The sequence below is a fragment of the Roseovarius sp. EC-HK134 genome, assembly GCF_902498815.1.
GTDB lineage: Bacteria > Pseudomonadota > Alphaproteobacteria > Rhodobacterales > Rhodobacteraceae > Roseovarius > Roseovarius mucosus_A.
On the sequence record NZ_LR701544.1, the window covers coordinates 845,788 to 868,814 of the forward strand.

A 23,027-nucleotide genomic window follows, 5' to 3' on the forward strand; every position below is an offset into this window, starting at 1 on the left:
GATCAGAGCGGCAGCGCGGTGGTCTTGAACACGGTGCGCAGGGCAAAGCTTGATTGCATTTTCGCCACGCCGGGCAGCCGGGTCAGGTATTGGCGGTGGATACGCGCGAAATCCTCGGTATCCTCTGCGACGACCTTGAGGATATAGTCGGCAGTGCCGGCGGTGAGGTGACATTCCAGCACATCGGGCACCCGCGCCACCGCCTTTTCAAAGGCGTCGAGCACCTCGTCTGCCTGCGTGGTAAGCGTAATCTCGACAAAAATCGTGGCGGGCACGCCCATTTTACGCGGGTCAAGCAGAGCGACATAGCCCTTGATATACCCATCGGATTCAAGGCGCTGAACGCGGCGGTGACAGGCAGAGGCGGAGAGATTGACCTCTTCTGCGAGGTCGGCGTTGGAAATGCGCCCGCGCCGCTGAAGGACATGCAACAAGCGACGATCTGTCGGATCGAGGGACATTTGCGCAAGACCTTTCCCACTAATCACATAATTTCCGAAGGATATTCACAGAATCCCGTAAAAGGCGAGCGAAATTTCAATCTCCTTGCGCGCGTTCTGTTGCAGACTCCGCGCAAAATAACACAGGGAGGAGTATAATATGAAAATAGGTTGTCCGACGGAAATCAAGCCACAAGAATTCCGCGTAGGCATGACGCCCAATGCCGCAAAAGAGGCGGTGGGTCATGGCCATGTGGTGCTTATCCAATCCGGCGCAGGCCTTGGAGCCGGGTTTGACGATGCCGCTTATGAGGCGGCAGGCGCCAAGATTGTTGGCACCGCCACAGAGATTTTCGCACAGTCCGACATGGTGGTGAAGGTCAAGGAACCGCAGGCCGCCGAGCGCAAGATGCTGCGCGAGGGGCAGGTTCTGTTCACCTATCTGCATCTGGCACCGGACCCGGAGCAGACCAAGGATTTGTTGGCCTCGGGTGCTACCTGCATCGCCTATGAAACGGTGACGGATCGCGCGGGCGGTCTGCCGCTCCTTGCGCCGATGTCGGAAGTTGCCGGGCGCTTGGCGCCCCAAGTGGGCGCGTGGACGCTGCAAAAGGCCAACGGCGGGCGCGGCGTGCTTATGGGCGGTGTGCCCGGTGTCGGACCGGCGCGGGTGATCGTGATCGGCGGCGGCGTGGTGGGCACGCATGCGGCCAAAATCGCCGCAGGCATGGGCGCGGATGTGACCGTGCTCGATCGCTCTTTGCCGCGTCTGCGCTATCTCGATGATGTGTTTGGGGGCAGCTTCAAGACCGGTTATTCCTCGGCCGGGTTGCTGGAAGAATTGCTGCCGCAGGCGGATATGGTGATCGGCGCGGTTCTGATCCCCGGTGCCGCCGCGCCCAAGCTGGTGCGCCGCGATCAGTTCGGCATGATGAAGCCGGGATCGGTGCTGGTGGATGTGGCGATTGACCAAGGCGGATGCTTTGAAACCTCGCGCGCCACAACGCACCAAGACCCGATTTATGAGGTCGACGGGATCATGCATTACTGCGTGGCGAACATGCCGGGTGCCGTTGCGCGCACCTCGACGCTGGCACTGGGCAATGCGACGATGCCCTTTATGCTGGCGCTGGCCGACAAGGGCTGGAAACGCGCCTGTGCCGAGGATGTGCATTTGCTCAACGGTCTGAATGTGCATGCCGGTCAGTTGACCTATGCCGCTGTCGGCGAGGCGCTGGGGATAGCCACGGTTGATCCCAAATCGCTGATCTAACGGACAGCGCCCCCAGTCCGAAAAGGCTGGGGGCGTTTTCTGACAAGACCACGTCGCAAATGATGCTGGACCGCCTGCCCCCCGTCGACTAGCGTCATTGAAAACGCCAACAGGGGGCGATTATGGCCATGTTCATCCTGCGCCGTGTTGGGGTCATGATCCTGACGGCGCTCTGTCTGACATTTATCGTCTTTTTCCTGACCAATCTTTATCCCAACCTCGAAAAGCTGGCCAAGACCCAAGGCGACTTTCGCATGAGCGATGAGGAAGTGGCCAGTTATCTGGGCCGCAATGGCTATTTGCAGCCGATGGCGGTGAAATATGGGCAATGGCTGGGCGTGGTGCCGGGTTTCGTGATCCTTGATCGCGACGGGGTGACGCGCGGGCAGTGCATCGAACCGGGCACCGCCCCTGAGGATGCACCAAGGTTCTGCGGCATCCTGCAAGGCGACTGGGGCTATTCCACCGTGTTCCGCGAGGATGTGGGCAAGATCCTTGGCGACAAGCTGGCGCTGACAGGCAGGCTGATGTTCTGGGTGATGGTGTTGATGGTGCCCTCGGCCCTGATCCTTGGCATCTTGGCGGGGATGCGCGAGGGGTCGCGCACCGACCGCACGCTGTCGACTTTTGCCATCACCACCACGGCCACACCGGAATATGTCTCGGGCGTGCTTTTCATCGCGGTGTTTGCCAGCACTGCCGTGGGCCTCAAATGGTTCAAGGGCACGGCAACGGCGGCGATGGACAACCCCACGTTCGAGAATTTCTTTTTGCCGGTTCTGACCATCGCGCTCTATGGTATGGGCTATATCGCGCGGATGACGCGGGCCTCTATGGCCGAGGTGATGACCGCGCAATATATCCGCACCGCGCGCCTCAAAGGCGTGAGTTTCCCGAATGTCGTGATGAAACACGCGCTGCGCAACGCGCTTATCGCGCCCTTTACGGTGATCATGCTGCAATTCCCATGGCTTTTGAACGGGGTCGTGATTGTTGAAACCCTGTTCAACTACAAGGGCTTTGGCTGGACGCTGGTGCAGGCGGCGGGCAACAATGACATCGAATTGCTGCTGGGGGTTTCAGTGATCTCTGTGGTGGTGGTGCTGGTGACGCAGCTGATTTCAGACATCGGCTATGTCTTTCTCAATCCGCGCATCAGCGTGCGCTAGGGGGTATCGGGACCATGGAACCATTAAGCTGGAGCGAGATTGCCCTGCGGATGCTGGGGCTGTTCCTGCCGGTCTGGATCGCGCTGATTGTGACCTTTGCGCTGTCGATCACCTTCAAGCGGCGTCTGGGTCTCTATGGCAAGCTGTTTGACAGCCCCATCGGGATGGTCGGCTTTGCCATGGTGATGTTCTGGGTGTTCACCGGCATCTTTGGCGGTGCGTTCGACATGATCCTGACGCATGACGTGCTGTCGCAATCCGCTACAATGAAGAACAAAGGGCCGGGCACGCCCTTTACCCAGATGATGGGCACGCCCGATCCGGGGGCCTATCCCTATTACCTTTTAGGCGGGGATAATCTGGGCCGGGATGTCTTTAGCCGAATGATCGCGGGCGCGTGGGAGGTCATCAAGATCGCGCCCTTTGCCAGCATGTTCTCCTTCATGGTGGGCATCACGCTGGGCCTGCCTGCGGGCTATTATGGTGGGCGACTGGACACGCTTTTGTCGTTCATGGCCAACCTGATCCTCGCCTTTCCAGTGATCCTGTTGTTTTACCTGCTGGTCACGCCCGAAATCGTGCAAACGGGCATACCCGTCTATATGGCGGCGGTGCTGTTTCTTTTTCCGATCATATTTCTGTTGCTGTTGTGGAATTCGCGCTATCACACGCAACCGTCGCGCCGGAACGTCTATGTGGGGGTCACGTTGGTGATTGGCCTCTGGCTCTATTCAGGGATTGCATGGGATGCCGATCCGCTGGGGTTGGTCAGCTTTCCGCCCAACCTCTTGGTGGTGTTCGTGGCGGTTGTGTTCGTCAATTCACCCACGGTGTTCCGGATCGTGCGCGGCCTGACCATGGATATCAAAACCCGCGATTACGTGGCGGCGGCGCAGACACGGGGCGAGCGGCCTTGGTACATCATGCTGTGGGAAATCCTGCCCAATGCGCGCGGGCCGCTCTTGGTCGATTTCTGCCTGAGGATTGGCTATACGACGATCCTTTTAGGCACGCTCGGGTTCTTTGGTCTGGGCCTCAGCCCCGAGAGCCCGGATTGGGGCAGCACCATCAACGACGGGCGTAAATTGCTGACGATGTATCTGCATCCCGCACTTCCGCCGGCCTTTGCGCTCTTGTCTTTGGTGCTCGGCCTAAACCTCTTGGCGGATGGTCTGCGCGAAGAAAGCCTGCGTGATTGAAGATGAATATTTGAAGAACGCTGAAAGAGGGCGGCAGCGCCCCGGTGACAAGGGAGATGGACATGGCCAAGCTGGACTATGACGGGCCGATCCTCGAGATCGAGAACCTGTCGATTTCCTTTTTCACCCGGTTGCGCGAAATTCCGGCGGTGATGGATTTTTCCGTGACGGTGCAACCCGGCGAGGCGGTGGGGCTGGTGGGCGAATCCGGCTGCGGCAAATCCACCGTGGCGCTGGGCGTGATGCAGGATCTGGGCGTGAATGGCCGCATCGTGGGCGGATCGGTGCGGTTCAAAGGCCGCGATCTGGCCAAGATGAGCGCCGCCGAATTGCGCGATATTCGCGGTAATGAAATCGCGATGATCTATCAGGAACCGATGGCGAGCCTGAACCCGGCGATGCGGATCGGCAAGCAACTGATCGAAGTGCCCATGATCCATGAGGGCATTTCCGAATCCGAGGCTTGGGCGCGGGCGCTGGAGGTGGTGCGCGATGTGAAACTGCCCGATCCCGAACGCATCATGCGCAGCTATCCGCATCAGCTGAGCGGCGGACAGCAACAGCGCATCGTCATTGCCATGGCGCTGATGTCAAAACCGTCGCTCTTGATCCTCGATGAGCCGACGACCGCGCTTGATGTGACGGTCGAGGCGGCAGTGGTGGAGCTGGTCAAGGATCTGGGCAAGAAATACGGCACCTCGATGCTCTTCATCAGTCACAACCTTGGTCTGGTGCTGGAAACCTGCGACCGGATTTGCGTGATGTACTCCGGCGAGGCGGTTGAAACCGGCAGCATCAAGGATGTGTTCGACAAGATGCAGCATCCCTATACGCAGGCGCTGTTCCGGTCGATCCCCCTGCCCGGCGCGGACAAGAACACGCGACCACTCAAGGCTATTCCGGGCAATTTCCCCCTGCCGCATGAACGCCCAGAGGGCTGCAATTTCGGACCGCGCTGCGATTATTTTCAGGCGGGCCTGTGCGATGGCGGCGATATTCCCATGGCGGGGATCAGGGGCGATGACCGGCATTTCACCCGCTGTCTGCGGTTTGCCGACATTGATTGGAACGCCCCGATCGAGGCCATGGCGCAGCATGAGGCGACCGCGCCGGGCAAGGTCGTGCTCAAGATGGAGAACCTCAAGAAATATTACGAGGTGGCAGCCAATGCGCTGTTTGGTGGGAGCAGCGGCAAAAAGGTGGTCAAGGCCAATGAAACCCTGAGTTTCGAGGCCCGCGAAAGCGAGACGCTGGCGATTGTGGGCGAGTCGGGCTGTGGCAAATCCACATTCGCCAAGGTCTTGATGGGGCTAGAGACCGCGACCGAGGGGCAAATCCTGCTGGATAACCGCAATATCGAGCAGATCCCGATTGAGAAGCGCGATACGCAAACCGTGGCCGATGTGCAGATGGTGTTTCAAAACCCGTTCGATACGCTCAACCCGTCGATGACGGTGGGCCGCCAGATCATCCGCGCGCTTGAGGTGTTTGGCATCGGCGACACGGATCAGGCGCGCCGCGACGAGATGCTGCGCCTGCTTGATCTGGTGAAACTGCCGAGGGAATTTGCCGAACGTATGCCGCGTCAACTGTCGGGCGGGCAGAAACAGCGCGTGGGCATCGCCCGCGCCTTTGCCGGCGGTGCGCGCATCGTGGTGGCGGATGAACCGGTGTCGGCGCTGGATGTGAGCGTGCAGGCGGCGGTGACAGATCTCTTGATGGAGATTCAGCGCAAGCAAAAGACAACCCTGCTCTTCATCAGCCACGACCTTAGCATCGTGCGTTATCTGAGTGATCGGGTGATGGTGATGTATCTTGGGCATGTCGTGGAACTGGGCACCACCGATCAGGTGTTCGCCCCCCCCTATCACCCCTACACCGAGGCGCTGCTTTCGGCCGTGCCAATTGCCGATACGCGGATCACCAAGAAACATATCGTGCTTGAGGGTGATGTGCCTTCGGCCATGAACCCGCCGCCCGGCTGCCCGTTCCAGACGCGGTGCCGATGGAAGTCAGAGGTGCCGGGGGGCCTGTGCGAACGCGAGGTGCCGCCGGTGCGTGAACTGGTGCCGGGGCATCAGGTGAAATGCCACCTGTCGCAAGAGATGTTCAACCAGATGGAGCCGGTGATCACGGTGGCGGCGGAATAGGGCCAGCAAGCCTGCTAGACCGTCAGCGCCCCGCGTGCGCGCAAGACCCCGATGGTCATCATCACACTGGCAAAGACGAAATAACCCGCGATGAGCACGAATTGCGTCTCGATCCCAAGACCCAGATCAATACCAAGCCCGGTCAGCCCCGGCCCGATAGCCGATCCAAGAACCATGACGGCGGCGGCCATGGCCTTGATGCTTCCCAGATGGGCGGTGCCATAGAATTCCGCCCAAAAGGCATTGGGCAAGGTGCTATTGGCCCCCGTGGTCAGCGCCAGACACACAAACCCCAAAAGCAAGAGGCCCGGCCCCCCCGAGACGGCAAAGAGCAGGAACGCCGCGACCATTGGCAGTTGCATGAAGGGCAAAAGCCGTGCTGTCCCCAATCGGTCCAACGCCCAGCCCGACAGGATCATCGCGCCAATGCCCACCGCCGTATAGGCCGGGAACATCGCCACCAGTGCCACATGGCTTAGGCCTTTGACCTCAGCGATATGCACCTGATGAAAAAAGAACGCGGTATTAAAGGCGGAAGGGCCCAAGAGCGCCGGCACCATGAACCAAAAGAGAGAGTGCCGCAGCGTCTGGCGGCGGGTCCAGTGGCGCGCATCCATACCCAGCGACTGGCTGCTTTCAGCCCAGCTTTGCGGGGTGCGTTCCTTGGCCAAGAGCACCAGCAAGAGCGGGATGCCCAATGTCGCCACCAACGCCGCGCCAACCCAGAGCAAGCGCCAGTCATAAATCGCCAAGAGTGACACGAAGATAAGCGGCAAGAACGCCTCGCCCAGCGCAAAGCCCAAGGTCGCGACAGAGAGCGCCTTGCCGCGCGCGGCCACGAACCAGCGCGCCATGGCGACCACCGCCAGATGGCTCAGCATGCCCTGTCCGGTAAAGCGCAGCGCAAAGATCACCAGCGGCAACAGCCACCAGACCGGATTGGCCGCCATAAAGAGACAGGCCCCGACCATGAGAAGCAGAACCAGCGGCGCCAGCCTGCGCACACGAAAAAGATCCGTCAGCCCCCCGGCCCAAACCATCACCAGCGCCGACGCCGTGGTGCCCAGCATATAGATACCACCCCATTGCCCATGGCTGAGACCAAAACTCTCGCGGATTTCACCGGCAAAAATCGAGATGAAATAGGTCTGCCCGAAACTGCTCAGGAAGGTCAGCAAGACCCCGGCGGTGAGCCAGGGCGCATTGTCACGAAGAAAGGCGAGAATCGGCATGTGCCTTGTTCGCGCGAAACGCCGCTGAAGGAAAGAGGAGCGCACCAGAGGTGGCGCAAAATATGGGGGAATGGCGTGACATTCCCCCCCAGACTTCGTATAAAATGGCAAAACTTCCGAAGGAAAAACCGCATGTCCGAACCCGCCGCCGCACCCGAAGAATATGGTGCTGATTCCATCAAGGTTCTCAAGGGGTTAGAGGCAGTCCGCAAGCGTCCAGGGATGTATATCGGGGATACCGATGATGGCTCTGGTCTGCACCATATGGTTTATGAGGTCGTGGACAACGGCATCGACGAGGCCTTGGCCGGTCATGCCGATGCCGTCAACGTCACGATCCATGCCGACTCTTCGGTTTCAGTCAGCGACAATGGCCGTGGCATTCCGGTAGATATTCACGAAGGCGAGGGCGTATCTGCGGCAGAGGTCATCATGACCCAACTGCACGCAGGCGGTAAATTCGACAGCAATTCCTACAAGGTGTCGGGTGGTCTGCACGGCGTAGGCGTGTCGGTTGTGAATGCCCTGTCTGAATGGCTGGAATTGCGCATCTGGCGCAACGGCAAGGAACACTATGCCCGGTTCGAGGGGGGCTTTACCGTTGAATCCCTGCGTGTGGTGGGCGATGCCAACGGGCGCAAGGGCACCGAGGTACGCTTTCTCGCCTCAACAGAAACCTTCTCTAATCTCGAATACATCTTTGAGACACTGGAAAAGCGTCTGCGTGAACTGGCCTTTCTCAATTCCGGGGTGCGGATCATCCTGACGGATGAGCGCCCGACAGAGCCGCTCCGCTCGGAGTTGTTCTATGAAGGCGGCGTCAAGGAATTTGTCAAATACCTCGACCGTCACAAATCCCCCGCTATGCCAGACCCGATCTTTATCACCGGCGAGCGGGACGATATCGGCATCGAAGTGGCGATGTGGTGGAATGACAGCTATCACGAAACGGTTCTGCCCTTTACCAACAACATCCCGCAGCGCGATGGCGGCACCCATTTGGCGGGCTTTCGTGGTGCGCTGACCCGCACCATCAACACCTATGCCCAGACCAGCGGCATCGCCAAAAAGGAAAAAGTCACCTTTACCGGCGATGACGCCCGCGAGGGGCTGACCTGCGTGCTGTCGGTCAAGGTGCCTGATCCGAAATTCTCGTCCCAGACCAAGGATAAACTTGTCAGCTCCGAGGTGCGACCGGCGGTCGAGGGGTTGGTGGGCGAAAAACTTGCCGAATGGTTCGAGGAAAACCCACAGGTGGCCCGCGTCATCGTGGGCAAGATCATCGAGGCGGCCCATGCCCGCGAGGCTGCGCGCAAGGCGCGCGAACTCACGCGGCGCAAGAATCCAATGGATGTCAATTTCCTTGCGGGGAAACTCAAGGATTGCTCGTCCAAGGACCCTTCCAAGACCGAGCTTTTCCTCGTCGAGGGTGACAGCGCCGGTGGCTCTGCTCAGACCGGGCGTGATCGGGGCACGCAGGCGGTTTTGCCCCTGCGCGGCAAGATCCTCAATGTCGAGCGTGCCCGCTTTGACCGGATGCTGGGCAGTCAGGAAATCGGCAATCTGGTGATGGCTTTGGGCACCGGCATTGGCCGGGACGAATTCGACATCAAGAAACTGCGCTACCACAAGATCGTCATCATGACCGATGCCGATGTGGACGGCGCGCATATCCGTACCCTGCTGCTTACCTTCTTTTACCGGCAGATGCCGGAGCTGATCGAAGGCGGATACCTCTATATCGCGCAACCGCCGCTCTACAAGGTGATGCGCGGCAAGTCCGAGGTGTATCTCAAGGATCAGGGCGGGCTGGAGGACTATCTGATTGCCCAAGGCACCACCGATGCCGCCCTGCGCCTTGGCTCGGGCGAGGAGATCGCCGGCCCCGACCTCGTGCGCGTGGTCGAAGAGGCGCGGCAGGCGCGCCGTATCCTAGAGGCCTTCCCAACCCACTATCCCCGCCACATCCTTGAACAGGCCGCGATTGCCGAGGCGTTCTTGCCCGGTCGCGTGGACAGTGACCTGCAAGGCGTAGCGGATACCGTGGCGGCCCGGCTCGACATGATTTCCAACGAATACGAACGCGGCTGGCAGGGGCGCCCGACCCAGGACAAGGGCCTGCGCCTGTCGCGCACCGTCCGCGGAGTCGAGGAAATGCGCACGCTCGACGGCCCCGTTCTGCGCGGCGGCGAGGCGCGCAAGCTGGCGCAATTGACTGCGCCGCTGCGCGATATCTACCGCGAGCGCGCCACGCTCATCCGCAAGGACCGGGCGCAGGCCATATATGGCCCTCTCGACCTCTTGGATGCGATCCTGAAAGAGGGCGAAAAGGGCCTGAGCCTGCAACGCTACAAAGGCTTGGGCGAAATGAACCCCAATCAGCTTTGGGAAACCACGCTTGATCCCGAGGCGCGCACGCTTCTTCAGGTCAAGATCGACGATGTGGCCGAGGCCGACGATCTCTTTACCAAGCTGATGGGCGACGTCGTCGAACCGCGTCGCGAGTTCATCCAAGATAACGCGCTCAACGTCGCAAATCTGGATTTCTGAATGGGATGGGGGGCGCTGCCCCCCAATTCTCAATTCGCGGAATGCGCCCAATCCCAATACATCTGGCGTACCTTTTCGGTGACCGACCCAAGGGTATACTGTGTGTCTTCAAAGGCTGAAACAGGCGTCACCTTCATCAGGTTGCCGGATAGGAATACCTCATCCGCCGCATGAAAATCGTCGAAACTCATCACCGTTTCATGCACCTCGATCCCCTCGCGGCGCATATTCTCGATATGGCGCGCGCGGGTGATCCCGGCCAGAAACGTGCCGTTGGGAATGGGGGTGAACACCGCACCATCCTTGACGGCAAACACATTTGCGGTTGCGGTTTCGGCCACATTGCCCAGCGCATCCGCCACCAGCGCATTGCCAAAACCACGCCCGCGCGCCTCTTTCAGCATCCGCGCGTTGTTGGGATAAAGACAGCCCGCCTTGGCATTGACCACCGCGTCCTCGAGCACCGGACGCCGGAACCGCGTGCGCCCAAGTGTTGTGCTGAACCCCTGCGGCGGCATCGGAATTTCCTCAAGACTGATGGCAAAGCCCGTGGCACCCTCTTTGGGCACAATCCCCAGATCGCCCCCCTCTAGGGCCCAATACATCGGCCGGATATACACCGCCGCCTCCTTGGGATAGGTGCGCAACCCCTCCCACACCCTCTCGACCATGTCTGCCGCCTCGACCGTTGGCGTGATCATCAGAGCACGAGCCGAGGCATTGACGCGGGCGCAATGCCGATCAAGATCGGGGGCAATTCCATCGACATAGCGCGCGCCATCAAACACCGTCGTTCCAAGCCATGCCCCGTGATCCGCCGCCCGGATCACTGCCGGATCACCCTCGTGCCAGGCCCCGTTGAAATAGGTGCGAATATTCGTGCCCGTCGCCATCTGCTCTGCCCTCCCTTGCGGTCAGGCAGAGCCTAGGCCTTGCTTTGCGCCGCGTCTAGCCCTCTGCCGGGGCGTGTGACAAAAGCTCTGTCAAATCAATGGGATCATTCACCATCGCCAGATTGCCCGCCGCATCGCGCGGCCATTCGGATTCTGGGCGGTCGCGGTATAGCTCGACCCCGTTGCCATCCGGGTCACTCACATAAATCGCCTCGCTCACCCCGTGATCTGCCGCGCCTTCGATCGTGATCCCGGCCCGGACCACCCGCCGCAGGGCATCTGCCAATTGCGCCCGGTCCGGATAGAGAAACGCGGTGTGATAGAGGCCCGTGTGCCCCTTGGGCGCAGGCGTGCCGCCAAGGCTCTCCCATGTGTTCAGGCCAAGGTGATGATGATAGCCCCCCGCCGATAAAAAAGCAGCGCGGGTGCCGAATTTCTGTTGCAGTTCAAAGCCCAGAACACCGGAATAAAATGCGATGGCGCGGTCCAGATCGGCCACTTTCAGATGTACATGGCCGATGCGGGCCTCAGGGTGAACAGGGGTCATTTGCGGCTCCAATCTTGGGTTTCCCCTAAAATGGCCGCAACCGCCCCCGTGCTCAATTCCCCGATTCTGCCCAGCTTCTGTGCAGAAATGCGCGCCTTAGACCGCCGCTTTCAGGCTCTCTTCCAGATAGATTTCGCGCAGCCGCGCAGCCACCCGCCCCGGTGTGCCATCGCCCAAGGCCGCGCCGTCAATCTCGACCACCGGCATGACAAAGGCACTGGCCGAAGTCACAAACGCCTCATCGGCATCCTTGGCCTCGTCAATCGTAAAGGCGCGTTCCTCAACCTCCATCTGCGCCTCACGCGCAAAGCGCAGGACAGCGGCGCGAGTGATCCCGTGCAGGATGTCGTTGGACAATTGCCGCGTGATGATCCGGTTGCCCTTGACGATATAGGCATTGTTGCTGGTGCCTTCGGTCACATGACCATCCTCGACCATCCAGGCGTCATCGCAGCCGGCCTTTTTGGCCATCATCTTGCCCATGGAAGGATAGAGAAGCTGCACCGTTTTGATATCCCGCCGACCCCAGCGAATATCCTCAATGCTGATCACCTTGATGCCTTTTTGGGCAACAGGGTTTTGCGCCAGACCCGGCTTGGACTGGGTGAAGAGGACCAGCGTCGGCTCGGTCGTTTCGGCATTGGGAAACACGAAATCGCGGTCGCCATCGCTGCCGCGCGTCACCTGCAGATAGACCAGACCATCGGTAATGTCATTCGCCCGCACCAATTCGCGGTGAATTTCCAACAGGCCGTCGAAGGCTGCTGGCTTTTTCATGTCGAGTTCATTCAAGGACCGTTCCAGCCGCGCCAGATGCCCGCCGAAATCAATCAGCTTGCCCCCCAGCACGCTTGTCACCTCGTAAACGCCATCGGCCATCAGAAACCCCCGGTCGAAAATCGAAACGGTGGCTTCGGTTTCCGGCAGATACTCGCCGTTTACATAGACAGTGCGCATGGTCTTATCCCCATAACTCTGGCCGCGGCGGATGCACGCCTGCAGCATCGAAAATCAAAGCATCCTCGCGGTCTTCGGCCAGAAGCAGCGGGCCGTCAAGGTCTGTCACCATCGCGCCTTGGGCGACAAGCACCGCGGGCGCCATCGCAAGCGAGCTTCCGATCATACAACCCACCATGATTCCATACCCTTGGGCGCGTGCCGCTTCACGCAGGGCCAGCGCCTCGGTCAGACCGCCGGTCTTGTCCAGCTTGATATTGACCACGTCATATTTGCCCTTGAGCTTGGGCAGACTCGCCCGGTCATGGCAGCTTTCATCGGCACAGACCGGCACCGGACGCGCCATGCCGATCAGCGCCTCATCGTCTCCGGCGGGCAGCGGTTGTTCCACCAGCGCGACGCCCAATCGCACCAGATGCGGGGCCAAATCAGCATAGACCGCCGCGCTCCAGCCTTCATTGGCATCGACGATGATCTTGGCCTGCGGCGCGCCACGGCGCACCGCTTCTAACCTTGGCATGTCGTCTGGCGTGCCCAGCTTGATCTTGAGCAAGGGCCGATACGCATGTTTCGCGGCCTGCGCCTGCATCGCCTCGGGCGTATCAAGCGAGAGCGTATAGGCCGTGATTTCCGGCCCCGGCACGGGCAAACCCGCCAGTTCCCAAACGCGGCGTCCTGCGCGCTTGGCCTCCAGATCCCAGAGCGCGCAATCCAGCGCATTCCGCGCTGCCCCGGCAGGCAACAGATCATAAAGCGCGGCGCGCGATAAATCCCCCGACAGACCCTCGATCTGGGCTGTCACACTCTCCAATGTCTCGTCATAGCGGGCGTAGGGCACACATTCGCCCCAGCCGGTCACGCCCCCATCGGTCACACGCACGGTCAGCACTTTGGCTTCGGTCCGCGATCCCCGGCTGATGGTAAACACCTGCGCCAGCCGGAACACATCCCGCGTTACATCAATCTGCACACGCGCCCCCTTTCATCGTTTCAAACATACTCAAACCGCCGCCAAGGCAGCCACCAGCGGCGCTGCTCCAAATCGGTAAGGATCGGTTGCAGGCAGGCCCATTTCGGCCTCGACACGTGCCAGATAGGCGCGCGCGCTCTCCTCGGTCATATGCTGCGTATTCACCGAAACGCCCACGATCTGACAGGCCGGATTGGCAATCCGCGCGATGGGCAGAACCATGTCGCGCAGCGCCTCGAGTGTTGGCGGCGTGTAATCGGGCAGACCACGCATATGCGTGCGCGTCGGCTCGTGGCAGAGGATCAGCGCATCGGGCTGACCGCCATGAATAAGCGCCATCGTGACCCCGGAAAAGGAGACGTGGAACAGGCTGCCTTGCCCTTCGATCAGATCCCAATGATCCGGGTCATTGTCAGGTGTCAGCCATTCCACCGATCCGGCCATGAAATCCGCGATGACCGCATCCAGCGGCACGCCATCGCCGGTGATGAGAATCCCCGTTTGTCCGGTCGCCCGGAACGTGGCCTTCATCCCAGCGGCGATCATCTCGCGCTCCATCGCCATGGCGGTGTACATCTTGCCCACCGAGCAATCCGTGCCCACCGCCAAACAGCGCTTGCCGGTCCGTTTCTTGCCATCCGCGATGGGGTATTTGACCGACGGCACCCGCACATCATGCAGGGTGCGCCCCGTCGCCTCGGCCACCGCGCGCAGATCCGCCTCGTCGCGCAAGAGGTTGTGGAGGCCTGCCGCCAGATCAAACCCTTCTTCCAGCGCCGCCACCAACACCTTTTTCCAGTCTTGGCTGATGACACCGCCCCGGTTGGCCACGCCAATCACCACGGTCTTGACGCCCGCCGCCTTGGCCTCGGCCAATGTCATGTCGGGCAGGCCCAGATCGGCCCCGCAGCCGGGCAGGCGCAATTGACCCAGCGCATTCTCGGGCCGCCAGTCACGAATGCCAATGGCAACCTTGGCTGCCAGCATGTCGGGCGCGTCGCCCAAGAACAACAGATAGGGGGTCTCGATCATGGCGCATCCTTTCGCTATAGCTTGACGGCAGTTTCCAACGATTTACTTGCGATTTTCTGTTTGATTTCATTTAAATTTCCTAGATAGCACATGTTCCTTCGACAAATGAGTGAAATCATCGAATTTTCTTTCCTCCGCCCACGAACCGCCCAATCCCTGCGCCGGGAAAAGCGCCTTGCAGAGCCTTGCGCAATTTCATAACCACAGCCGCGACAATCCCGCAATTTCCTTATGTAACGGAGCCACCCGCCCATGAGCTTTCGCCTGCAACCGCCCGCCCCTGCCCGCCCCAACCGCTGCCAATTGTTTGGCCCCGGTTCCAATACCAAACTGTTCGAGAAAATGGCGGCCTCGGCGGCGGATGTGGTGAATATCGACCTTGAGGATTCGGTTGCCCCAACTGACAAGGATATCGCCCGCAAAAACACGATTGAGGCAATCAATTCGGTTGATTGGGGCAAGAAAACCCTGTCGGTGCGGATCAACAGCCTCGATTCCCCGTTCTGGTATCGCGACGTGGTGGATTTGCTTGAACAGGCGGGCGACCGGCTGGATCAGATCATGATTCCCAAGGTGGGTTGCGGCGGGGATATCTATGCGGTGGACGCGCTTGTTACCGCGATTGAGGCCGCCAAAGGCCGGAAAAAGCGGATCGCTTTCGAGGTCATCATCGAATCTGCTGCTGGCATCGCCCATGTCGAGGAAATCGCCGCCGCCTCGCCCCGGCTTGAGGCGATGAGCCTTGGGGCTGCGGATTTCGCGGCCTCCATGGGGATGCAAACCACCGGCATCGGCGGCACGCAAGAGGATTACTATATGCTGCGCGAGGGCCAGCGCTATTGGTCTGACCCGTGGCATTGGGCACAGACCGCCATCGTGGCCGCCTGTCGCACCCACGGCCTCTTGCCGGTCGATGGCCCGTTTGGCGATTTCTCGGATGATGAGGGATTTCGCGCGCAGGCGCGGCGCTCGGCCACGCTTGGTATGGTTGGCAAATGGGCGATTCACCCCAAACAGATCGCGCTCGCCAATGAGATTTTCACGCCTTCTGAGGCCGCCGTGCAAGAGGCCCGCGAAATCCTGAAGGCAATGGAAGAGGCCAAGGCGCGCGGCGAGGGCGCGACCACCTACAAAGGCCGCCTTGTCGATATCGCCTCGATCAAACAGGCCGAGGTGATCGTCAAACAGTCTGAGATGATCGTGGGACAGTAACACAACGAGGGGCGGTCCAATGGGCCGCCCTTTTTATTTCTGCCGCCGCAAATAGACGTAATAGGCCCCGCCACCGCCGTGTTTCAGATGCGCCTCGGTGATCTGCAACACCAGCGGTGCCAGCGGCGGCATCCGCAGCCATTGTGGCACATTGTGCCGCAAGACCCCGTGCCGCACCGGGATCGGCCCGCCGGTATCGCGATCCTTGCCCTTGCCCGTGACCACCAGAACCAGCCGCAGCCCCGCCGCATGCGAGCGCAGGATGAATCCGGTCAGCGCCGGATGCGCGCGATCCATCGTCATGCCGTGCAAGTCGATCTTGGCCTCGGGCAAAAGCTTGCCGCGCTTCATCCGCTGAAACGCTTTTTTATCCATCTGCACCGGCACAGTGGCCACACGCTCCGAAAGACCGGGCAGAAGATCATGCGCCGGGGGCGTACCCAGAGCCCTCTGTCCGATCTGAAAATCCTCCAACCGCGGCGTAGGCGGCGCGCTGCGCGGATTGCGGATCATCGGCTCGGGCGGCAAGGGCGAAACGCGGCCGGGCGTCTCAGGCCGAAGGCGCTGCGCGGTCCGGGCGACCTGTTGCCAAAGCTCCAACTCCTCAGGCTTGATGCGCCTGCGACTCACGGTTCCTGCTCCGGCAGCATGGCATAGGCGCGCTGAATGGGCATAAGCACAACCATTCGCCCCGGATCGCGCAACCGTCCCGCCGCCTGCCCCGCCGCATCGCCAGTGCCAAAGAAAATATCGGCGCGCTGCGCGCCCTTGATCGCCGACCCGGTATCCTGGGCCATCATCAGGCGGCGGATCGGGCCATCGCCATCCTTTTCCACCCAGACCGGCGCCCCCAAGGGCACAAAGGCCGGGTCAACCGCCACCGTGCGCAGGGTCGTGACCGAGCGATTCATTGCGCCGAGCGGTCCCCGCTCTGCGGGCACATTATCCAACCGGCGAAAGAACACATAAGACGGGTTATGAAAGAGCAGTTCGCGCCCGGCCTCGGGATTGCGCCGCACCCAGTTCTTGATCACCTCGGCAGAGACCTGATGCACCGAATAAATGCCGCGCTGCACCAGTTCGACCCCGATCGAGCGATAAGGATGGCCGTTGGCCCCGGCATAGCCCACGCGGATCACCTGCCCATTCTCAAGCCTGATCCGCCCAGAGCCTTGGATTTGCAGAAAAAACAACTCGACCGGATCATCGACCCACGCAATCTCAAGCCCGCGACCGCGCATGACATCCGTTGTCTCAATCTCGCGACGGGTAAGCCAAGGGTTGGATAGCCGTGCCTCGGGCGGCTCGCGGTAAACCGGATAGCGATAGCGCCCATCGGGGCGCGTCGCGCCATGCAATTCCGGTTCGAAATAGCCGGTAAAAAGCGCGGGCTTGCCCTCAGACATCATCACGGGGCGAAAGAACAGCTCGAAAAATCCTCGTGCGTCGGGGCGTTGCTGCGCCAAGGCACAGAGCGACCGCCAATCGAGGTCTTTCATATCTGGGCAGGTGTTGAGGAAAACAGAAAGGGCCGCGGCATGATCATCCTCGGCCCATCCATCCAGATCGTCAAAGCTCAGGATCTCGTGGGTCACGTCCTGCGCCTTGGCTGGTGCGACACACACCAGCCACAAGCTCAGCCCCAATCGCCACAGCCCCCGGATCATTCGCCCGTTGCGACAAGCCGCCAGTTGGGATCATCCGCACCCATGACACGCTCATAGGTCCAGACGTCTTTTTGACGCTTCGACTGGCCCGGCACCCCTTCGACGATCTCGCCCGCGCTATCGCGCACAACCGAAATCAACTCGCCCACGTACCGCACAGAGATTTCCGCGCGCCGCGTGTCGGCATCAAAGCGGGCATCCGCCAGTGTCAATTCGCGCACACCGATGAATTCGGCCTCAATCGTCAGCCCCTGCTGTTCGCGGGCATCGACCACCTGCGCAAAGGTCTCGTAGACATCGCGATCCAGAAACGGCGTTACCTCATCCAGCTTGCCGCGCTCAAACGCCATCAGGATCATCTCATAAGCACCACGCGCCCCTTGCAAAAAGGTCGTGACACTGAAATCCGGCTCAATGCGCTTCATTTCAGCCAAGGCCGCTGCGGCATCAGAATCTTCGGGCACATGATCAACGATGTCATGATCTGGACCGCCCTCGATCACCTCGAACTCTCTGCGGCGGCGGGTCTCGGGCGCGGGCGCGCTGCGCGTCGGACCCTCGAATCCGTCACGGGTGCCCAAAACACTCTTGAGCCGCAAAATCAGAAAAATGGCGATACCGGCGAGTACCAGTAACTGCAAGATGGGCGAATTCATGGACACCTCTTGTTGTGCGGGGCATGGTAAGCGTCAGCGCTCAGTCCTATGTAGGGGCTGGACAGGGTCAAGTCCACCGTAAGGGGCATAAAACAAAGGGGGGCCGCTCATGTGGCTTTTTCTGGCATTCCTCGCCGTTCCGCTGATCGAGATCGCACTGTTCATTCAGGTGGGCGGGCTGATCGGTCTATGGCCCACCTTGGCGATCGTGGTCCTGACCGCTGTGATCGGCACATCGCTCTTGCGCAAGCAGGGGGCGGTTGCAATGTCGAACCTGCGCCGCTCGTTCTCGGATCTTGATGATCCGTCGGAACCGCTGGCGCATGGGGCGATGATCCTCTTTGCGGGTGCGCTGCTACTGACCCCCGGCTTTTTTACCGATGGTTTGGGCTTTGCGCTTTTGATGCCGCCGGTGCGCCGTTCGGTTTTCCGGCAAATCCGGCAGCGCGTGCATGTCCAGCACTTTGAGATGGGCGGCCGACCGCCGCCCGCGCGCGACGATGTGGTTGAGACCGAGTATGAAGACGTGACACAAGACCGCGACACTCAAAACCCAAATCGTCGGTTGCACTGACACCGCCCCTTAGGCCTGCGAGGGCTTGTGCGCGGGAACACCCCCGCCGCACGCACACCCAACGCGCTAGACTGCGCCCAGAGCAAAGTGCTCTGCGGCTCTCAAATCTGTTGATCCAAGTGGGAACCAAGGGCATGCTGAAATAACGAGTTTTGACTCACAAAACGCTGCCCCTGTCCGGCCCCTGCGCGCGAGACGCCCCATTTGAGAGAAGTCATGAAACGTCATTTTGGCACCCGATCCCTGATTTCCACGTTGGTCTTGCTGGTATTGGTCGGATGTTCGGCAGCGCCGGAAATCATTGGCATCAGAAACGCGAATGTCCCCGTTGAGTCCGTCGAAGACCTGACAAAGCATCGTATTTTCATCATGTCGACGCGCGGCTCATCCGAGGTGGCTGGGGCCTTTTACTCCTCTGTTCGTGCACCAGAACTTGGCATGGCCTCGGTTGATGCCACTGTGCCCCCAACCCATGTTGTCGGCGTGCTGGAGCGGCCAAAGCGCCTGCCTCCTGATCCGCGCACCGAATTCACCGTCGTTAACCCAATCGTCTACAGCACCGATGCGGCCTTTATCTCGGGCATAAATCGTGAGCTGGCCAAACGCGCACCCGGAGACCGCAAACTTCTGATTTTTGTGCATGGCTTTAATAACACCGCAAGCGACGCCGTCCTGCGCCTATCGCAATTTGTAGAGGACACCGACTTTCAAGGCGTGCCTGTGCTGTTCACCTGGGCCTCGGCGGCGAAGGGAACGCGCTATGTCTATGACCTCAACAGCGCGCTCATCGCCCGCCCCGAAGTAAGGAATCTGGCCGCCATCCTGAACCGGACCAAGGCCGAAAGTGTGGATGTTTTCGCGCATTCGATGGGCACCTTCCTGACGATGGAGGGGCTTGTCCATCAGCAGCAAACCGGCAGACTTGGCAAGGGAATTCCGATTGATCACATTATTCTGGCCTCTCCTGACATCGACATAGATCTGTTTCGCACTCAGATTTCGGCTCTGCACCCGTCGATCAAGCAGCGGATGTTCCTTTTGATTTCCAAGGATGACGCGGCACTGCGGCTGTCACGCCGGATTGCGGGGGGCGTGCCGCGTGTCGGCGCAGCAGACGCGCTCCAGTTGGAAAAACTCGGTGTGACCGTGATTGACCTGTCCCAAATCGAGGATTCCAATTCCGGCAGCCATTCCAAGTTCGCCGGCTCTCCGGAGGTGGTGCAACTGATCGGCGCGGGGCTGAATGCGAACGAACGTTTCGGCAAAACCGGAAGCAGCACGACATTTCAGGAGCTTCTTGCCAACACGCCCATCATGATTCTCCGAAATTAGACCACGGTCAGGCCACCCGCTTGTCGTTTACACGGCGCTATGCGCATCAACCGGGCGAATGTTTCAATAGCAACGGGATAGCCTAGCCATAAAGGCCCCATTTAAATGGTACGGCCTTGCTACGTGGTGCTGTTCTAAACCCGCGATGGTTCCACACTGTCATGTCGCAGGCTACAAAGGCGCATTGCAACTGGATCAGTTGGTCGGGCAAAGAGCGAGATACGCAGCGGCAGGGTTTCGGTATCTCCATTGCACACGATCAGCGCGCCACTTTGGACCTCGCTGTAGACGAGGCTCATCGGTAGCCAAGCGAGGGCAAATCCCATCAGGGCCATTTCCTTGACCCCAACAGTGAATGCACTCTCAGCAAAGGTGCTGCCAGAGTGGTTGGAATAGGAGGTACTCGCCCCCGCAAGCATATCCGCGAAAAAGCTGCCGGGTGGATAGCGGATCATGGGTGTATCCTCGGGTGGGGCCCCCTTGCGATCAAGCGTGAAGCGCAGCGCGCCGCCGATCACCGGGACAAGCCGATCGCGGCCCCAAGTTGCACGAACGATACGGTCATCGAATGGCATCGGCTCTCCGCCATCGCGCTCATAGCACATGAGCAGCGAGGCTTCGCCGCTCAGGAAAAGCGAGATGCAGTCATTGTGGTTTGCCGCCCTTAGGCGAAAATCGACCTCCGGCTGCGCGTCGCGTGCGCCCGCAGCGAAATCAGGGAAAATCGAAACGATCAGCGAATGCTGTGCCGCGACTGTTACGGTCGATCTTGCGGCATTGTATTTGGCGATCCGCTGTCTGAGGGCCTCAACATGCCGGATCAGCGCCTGAAGCTCGACGATGTTTTCAGACAACGCCGGTTCAATCTCGACGCGGTTGGCTGCACGTTTGACGATCGGGCGACCAAGCCAATTCTCAAAGCTCTGGATGCGTCGGGAAAAAGCCGGTTGCGTGACATTTCGACGTCGTGCGGCACGGCTCATATTGCCCTCTTCCAAAAGAACAAGCACGTCATCGAAGATGTTGAGATCCATTTTTCATCCCTTACCCATACTTTTGATATGAGTAGTCCAAGAAAATAGCATTTTCCACCGCTGTAAAGGGGGGTTAGCCTGTTTCCGATATTGGGTGAGGGTCATTCATGGGCGAAGGGCATATTTCGGGGGCTGCTCGGCATATCCGACAAAGTGCGTGGCCGTCGGCCGCGCGCCGAAAGGATCTGGCAAGCGCGCTTGCGGCATTTCCCAGAGTGCGTCTGGGGCATTTTCCCACACCGCTGGAACCCATGGATCGGCTAACCGAGCATTTGGGTGGACCCCGTTTTTGGGTAAAGCGTGATGACTGCACAGGGTTGTCCTCTGGCGGTAACAAGACCCGCAAGCTCGAATTCCTGATGGCCGATGCATTGGTAGAGGGTGCGGATACGATCATTACCCAAGGTGCCACCCAATCCAATCACGCGCGCCAGACAGCGGCCGCAGCAGCACGACTGGGCATGGCCTGCCATATCCTGCTCGAAGATCGGACCGGCTCTGCCGACCCAGAATATACGCTGAGCGGCAATGTGTTTCTTGACCGGCTGCATGGCGCAACAGTGGCCAAGCGGCGGGGCGGTGCCGACATGACGGCAGAGATGGAGCTTCTGGCGGTAGAGCTTCGCGCCGCCGGGCGGAAGCCCTATGTCATTCCAGGAGGTGGCTCGAACAGCACCGGCGCGCTTGGGTATGTGAATTGCGCCTTGGAACTTTGCGAACAGTCCGCGACCATGGGGTTAAAGATCGACGCATTAATCCACGCCACGGGCAGCGCGGGCACCCAAGCGGGCTTGGTGGCTGGCCTTGCGGCGCTGGAAAGTGACATCCAGCTCCTTGGTATTGGCGTTCGGGCCCCTCGGGACAAGCAGGAAAGCATGGTCTTTGAGCTTGCGAAACGCACCGGTGCGCGCATCGGCTGTGAAGAGGCCATCCGTCGTGAAGACGTAAGGGCCAACTGCGATTACGTGGGGGCGGGATATGGCATTCCCACGCAAGGCATGATCGAAAGCGTCAGGCTTCTGGCAGAGCTTGAAGGCCTGCTGTTCGATCCGGTCTATTCCGGCAAAGGGCTTGACGGTCTGATTGACCTGACCCGCAAGGGCGCCTTTGGCGACATGGAGAATGTCGTCTTTCTGCATACTGGCGGATCAGCCGCGCTGTTCGGATACACCGGCGCGTTTAACCTGCCAGGCTATCAGGCAAACTAACCACCAATGAGAAGAGGGAGAATTTGACCATGGACTTTAAACTTGCCCGCCGCGTGCTTGCTGTCGCGGCTTTGACAACGGGGCTGGCGCCTGCCGCGCTCTGGGCTCAGGATCTGACGGGAACTCTCGCCAAGATAAATGACAGCGGAGAAATCGTGATCGGCCATCGCGAAAGCTCGGTGCCATTTTCCTATCTGAATGATCAGCAGCAGCCCGAGGGCTATTCGATCGACCTGTGCATGAAGGTGGTCGAGGAAGTGGAAAAGACGCTCGGAAAGGATATCGAAGTCCGCTATGTGCCCGTCAATCCCAAGACCCGCATCGCGCTTATGGCGAACGGGACAATTGATCTGGAATGTGGGTCCACCACCAACAACCTGACGCGCCAGCAGCAGGTTGAATATCTGCCCGTGACCTTTGTGACCGGCACCAAGATCCTGACCCGAAAGGATTCGGGCATTTCCTCGGTTGCCGATCTCGACGGTAAATCCATCGCGCTGGCACAGGGCACAACCAACGAACGCGCCGTCAAGGCAGCGGTCGAAGCCCAAGGGCTCGAGGTGAAAATCCTGCCGGTACGAGACCATGCCGAAGGCATGCTCTCGCTAGAGACCGACCGGGTTGATGCCTACTCCACAGACCACATTTTGCTGTTCGGTTTGATTGCCAAGTCCAAGACACCGGATGAATTTGCCGTTGTCGGTGATTTTTTGTCCTTCGATCCCTATGCGCTGATGGTCCGTCGTGACGACAGTGCCTTTGAACTGGTGGGCAAGACCGCGCTGGCCAACGTGTTCCGCTCGGGCGAGATCAACGAGATCTATTCAAAGTGGTTCGACCCGATGGGCGTGCCTGCCGACCCGCTCCTGCAGGCCGCATTCCAGCTTGGTGCCCTGCCTGAGTAAAAGACCTGTGGCCCGCTCGTGACTGGG

General features: G+C 60.0%; 21 protein-coding genes. 10 read left to right on the plus strand and 11 right to left on the minus strand.

Going from position 1 to position 23,027, the window contains the following annotated elements; genetic code table 11:
* Positions 1 to 2: 2 nt before the first annotated feature.
* A complete protein-coding gene (locus GC127_RS07955) occupies positions 3 to 461 on the minus strand; it encodes an Lrp/AsnC family transcriptional regulator (protein WP_008282654.1) in 459 nt (152 codons plus the stop codon).
* 139 nt (positions 462 to 600) lie between these two features.
* Between GC127_RS07955 and ald the strand changes: the two genes are divergently transcribed.
* From ald to GC127_RS07975, 4 genes are all read left to right on the plus strand, one after another.
* Positions 601 to 1,713 (plus strand): alanine dehydrogenase, encoded by a 1,113-nt coding sequence (gene ald, locus GC127_RS07960; protein ID WP_151977452.1) that lies wholly within the window; start codon positions 601 to 603, stop codon positions 1,711 to 1,713.
* A 122-nt stretch (positions 1,714 to 1,835) separates the two neighbouring features.
* Entirely contained in the window at positions 1,836 to 2,882 is a 1,047-nt protein-coding gene (locus GC127_RS07965; RefSeq protein ID WP_008282656.1) for an ABC transporter permease, read from the plus strand.
* A gap of 14 nt (positions 2,883 to 2,896) precedes the next feature.
* Complete coding sequence (locus GC127_RS07970) at positions 2,897 to 4,081, plus strand: ABC transporter permease (protein WP_008282657.1); 1,185 nt, start codon at positions 2,897 to 2,899, stop codon at positions 4,079 to 4,081.
* 62 nt (positions 4,082 to 4,143) lie between these two features.
* Positions 4,144 to 6,231 carry an ABC transporter ATP-binding protein gene (locus tag GC127_RS07975; RefSeq protein ID WP_037298692.1) on the plus strand — a complete coding sequence of 696 codons (2,088 nt, stop codon included), beginning with the start codon at positions 4,144 to 4,146 and terminating at the stop codon, positions 6,229 to 6,231.
* A gap of 14 nt (positions 6,232 to 6,245) precedes the next feature.
* Here GC127_RS07975 and GC127_RS07980 read toward each other — a convergent pair whose 3' ends face one another.
* On the minus strand, positions 6,246 to 7,463 hold the full coding sequence (locus tag GC127_RS07980) for an MFS transporter (protein ID WP_151977454.1): 1,218 nt from the start codon (positions 7,461 to 7,463) through the stop codon (positions 6,246 to 6,248).
* A gap of 132 nt (positions 7,464 to 7,595) precedes the next feature.
* On the opposite strand from GC127_RS07980, the gene gyrB reads away from it, so the two are divergent.
* Positions 7,596 to 10,013 carry a DNA topoisomerase (ATP-hydrolyzing) subunit B gene (gene gyrB / locus GC127_RS07985; protein WP_008282660.1) on the plus strand — a complete coding sequence of 806 codons (2,418 nt, stop codon included), beginning with the start codon at positions 7,596 to 7,598 and terminating at the stop codon, positions 10,011 to 10,013.
* Between the two features lie 29 nt (positions 10,014 to 10,042).
* Here gyrB and GC127_RS07990 read toward each other — a convergent pair whose 3' ends face one another.
* The 5 genes from GC127_RS07990 to dgcN all read right to left on the minus strand — a co-directional run bounded on the left by GC127_RS07990 (position 10,043) and on the right by dgcN (position 14,412).
* A complete protein-coding gene (locus GC127_RS07990; protein WP_151977456.1) occupies positions 10,043 to 10,906 on the minus strand; it encodes a branched-chain amino acid aminotransferase in 864 nt (287 codons plus the stop codon).
* Positions 10,907 to 10,961: 55 nt separating this feature from the next.
* The gene (locus GC127_RS07995) at positions 10,962 to 11,453 is read right to left on the minus strand and encodes a VOC family protein (protein ID WP_008282662.1); all 492 of its coding nucleotides are present in this window, start codon (positions 11,451 to 11,453) and stop codon (positions 10,962 to 10,964) included.
* 96 nt (positions 11,454 to 11,549) lie between these two features.
* Entirely contained in the window at positions 11,550 to 12,410 is an 861-nt protein-coding gene (locus GC127_RS08000; RefSeq protein ID WP_151977458.1) for a D-amino-acid transaminase, read from the minus strand.
* Between the two features lie 4 nt (positions 12,411 to 12,414).
* The gene (dgcA, locus tag GC127_RS08005; protein WP_151977460.1) at positions 12,415 to 13,380 is read right to left on the minus strand and encodes an N-acetyl-D-Glu racemase DgcA; all 966 of its coding nucleotides are present in this window, start codon (positions 13,378 to 13,380) and stop codon (positions 12,415 to 12,417) included.
* A gap of 30 nt (positions 13,381 to 13,410) precedes the next feature.
* Positions 13,411 to 14,412, minus strand: a complete 1,002-nt coding sequence (gene dgcN / locus GC127_RS08010) for an N-acetyltransferase DgcN (protein ID WP_008282665.1) — start codon at positions 14,410 to 14,412, stop codon at positions 13,411 to 13,413.
* A 252-nt stretch (positions 14,413 to 14,664) separates the two neighbouring features.
* On the opposite strand from dgcN, the gene GC127_RS08015 reads away from it, so the two are divergent.
* Positions 14,665 to 15,624 (plus strand): L-malyl-CoA/beta-methylmalyl-CoA lyase, encoded by a 960-nt coding sequence (locus GC127_RS08015; protein WP_008282666.1) that lies wholly within the window; start codon positions 14,665 to 14,667, stop codon positions 15,622 to 15,624.
* 33 nt (positions 15,625 to 15,657) lie between these two features.
* Here GC127_RS08015 and GC127_RS08020 read toward each other — a convergent pair whose 3' ends face one another.
* From GC127_RS08020 to GC127_RS08030, 3 genes are read right to left on the minus strand one after another with little or no spacing between them, the layout of a single operon-like run.
* Positions 15,658 to 16,254, minus strand: coding sequence for a Smr/MutS family protein (locus tag GC127_RS08020; protein WP_008282667.1), 597 nt, complete (start codon positions 16,252 to 16,254; stop codon positions 15,658 to 15,660).
* Positions 16,251 to 17,291, minus strand: a complete 1,041-nt coding sequence (locus GC127_RS08025) for a murein transglycosylase A (RefSeq protein WP_081507295.1) — start codon at positions 17,289 to 17,291, stop codon at positions 16,251 to 16,253. Before GC127_RS08025 ends, GC127_RS08020 begins: the two co-directional genes overlap by 4 nt.
* A complete protein-coding gene (locus tag GC127_RS08030) occupies positions 17,288 to 17,947 on the minus strand; it encodes a Tim44/TimA family putative adaptor protein (RefSeq protein ID WP_081507294.1) in 660 nt (219 codons plus the stop codon). Before GC127_RS08030 ends, GC127_RS08025 begins: the two co-directional genes overlap by 4 nt.
* A gap of 109 nt (positions 17,948 to 18,056) precedes the next feature.
* Between GC127_RS08030 and GC127_RS08035 the strand changes: the two genes are divergently transcribed.
* Both GC127_RS08035 and GC127_RS08040 read left to right on the plus strand, forming a co-directional pair.
* Positions 18,057 to 18,521 carry an FxsA family protein gene (locus tag GC127_RS08035; protein ID WP_151977462.1) on the plus strand — a complete coding sequence of 155 codons (465 nt, stop codon included), beginning with the start codon at positions 18,057 to 18,059 and terminating at the stop codon, positions 18,519 to 18,521.
* 216 nt (positions 18,522 to 18,737) lie between these two features.
* Positions 18,738 to 19,853 (plus strand): alpha/beta hydrolase, encoded by a 1,116-nt coding sequence (locus tag GC127_RS08040; protein WP_151977464.1) that lies wholly within the window; start codon positions 18,738 to 18,740, stop codon positions 19,851 to 19,853.
* Between the two features lie 134 nt (positions 19,854 to 19,987).
* Here GC127_RS08040 and GC127_RS08045 read toward each other — a convergent pair whose 3' ends face one another.
* A complete protein-coding gene (locus GC127_RS08045; protein WP_151977466.1) occupies positions 19,988 to 20,887 on the minus strand; it encodes a LysR substrate-binding domain-containing protein in 900 nt (299 codons plus the stop codon).
* 107 nt (positions 20,888 to 20,994) lie between these two features.
* Here GC127_RS08045 and GC127_RS08050 point away from each other — a divergent pair, with 107 nt between their 5' ends.
* Positions 20,995 to 22,095, plus strand: a complete 1,101-nt coding sequence (locus GC127_RS08050) for a D-cysteine desulfhydrase (protein ID WP_151977468.1) — start codon at positions 20,995 to 20,997, stop codon at positions 22,093 to 22,095.
* 29 nt (positions 22,096 to 22,124) lie between these two features.
* Positions 22,125 to 23,000, plus strand: a complete 876-nt coding sequence (locus GC127_RS08055) for an amino acid ABC transporter substrate-binding protein (protein WP_008282674.1) — start codon at positions 22,125 to 22,127, stop codon at positions 22,998 to 23,000.
* The last annotated feature ends 27 nt before the right edge of the window (positions 23,001 to 23,027 follow it).

Excerpts from the sequence above, each read along its gene's own strand:
- GC127_RS08035 (WP_151977462.1), top strand. The coding sequence starts at position 18,057 with ATGTGGCTTTTTCTGGCATTCCTCGCCGTTCCGCTGATCGAGATCGCA.
- GC127_RS07970 (WP_008282657.1), top strand. The coding sequence starts at position 2,897 with ATGGAACCATTAAGCTGGAGCGAGATTGCCCTGCGGATGCTGGGGCTG.
- GC127_RS08040 (WP_151977464.1), top strand. The coding sequence starts at position 18,738 with ATGAAACGTCATTTTGGCACCCGATCCCTGATTTCCACGTTGGTCTTG.
- dgcN (WP_008282665.1), bottom strand. The coding sequence starts at position 14,412 with ATGATCGAGACCCCCTATCTGTTGTTCTTGGGCGACGCGCCCGACATG.
- GC127_RS07980 (WP_151977454.1), bottom strand. The coding sequence starts at position 7,463 with ATGCCGATTCTCGCCTTTCTTCGTGACAATGCGCCCTGGCTCACCGCC.
- GC127_RS08030 (WP_081507294.1), bottom strand. The coding sequence starts at position 17,947 with ATGAATTCGCCCATCTTGCAGTTACTGGTACTCGCCGGTATCGCCATT.
- GC127_RS08055 (WP_008282674.1), top strand. The coding sequence starts at position 22,125 with ATGGACTTTAAACTTGCCCGCCGCGTGCTTGCTGTCGCGGCTTTGACA.
- GC127_RS07995 (WP_008282662.1), bottom strand. The coding sequence starts at position 11,453 with ATGACCCCTGTTCACCCTGAGGCCCGCATCGGCCATGTACATCTGAAA.
- GC127_RS08015 (WP_008282666.1), top strand. The coding sequence starts at position 14,665 with ATGAGCTTTCGCCTGCAACCGCCCGCCCCTGCCCGCCCCAACCGCTGC.
- GC127_RS08025 (WP_081507295.1), bottom strand. The coding sequence starts at position 17,291 with ATGATCCGGGGGCTGTGGCGATTGGGGCTGAGCTTGTGGCTGGTGTGT.
- GC127_RS07965 (WP_008282656.1), top strand. The coding sequence starts at position 1,836 with ATGGCCATGTTCATCCTGCGCCGTGTTGGGGTCATGATCCTGACGGCG.
- GC127_RS08045 (WP_151977466.1), bottom strand. The coding sequence starts at position 20,887 with ATGGATCTCAACATCTTCGATGACGTGCTTGTTCTTTTGGAAGAGGGC.
- ald (WP_151977452.1), top strand. The coding sequence starts at position 601 with ATGAAAATAGGTTGTCCGACGGAAATCAAGCCACAAGAATTCCGCGTA.
- GC127_RS07990 (WP_151977456.1), bottom strand. The coding sequence starts at position 10,906 with ATGGCGACGGGCACGAATATTCGCACCTATTTCAACGGGGCCTGGCAC.
- GC127_RS08050 (WP_151977468.1), top strand. The coding sequence starts at position 20,995 with ATGGGCGAAGGGCATATTTCGGGGGCTGCTCGGCATATCCGACAAAGT.
- gyrB (WP_008282660.1), top strand. The coding sequence starts at position 7,596 with ATGTCCGAACCCGCCGCCGCACCCGAAGAATATGGTGCTGATTCCATC.
- GC127_RS07975 (WP_037298692.1), top strand. The coding sequence starts at position 4,144 with ATGGCCAAGCTGGACTATGACGGGCCGATCCTCGAGATCGAGAACCTG.
- GC127_RS07955 (WP_008282654.1), bottom strand. The coding sequence starts at position 461 with ATGTCCCTCGATCCGACAGATCGTCGCTTGTTGCATGTCCTTCAGCGG.
- GC127_RS08000 (WP_151977458.1), bottom strand. The coding sequence starts at position 12,410 with ATGCGCACTGTCTATGTAAACGGCGAGTATCTGCCGGAAACCGAAGCC.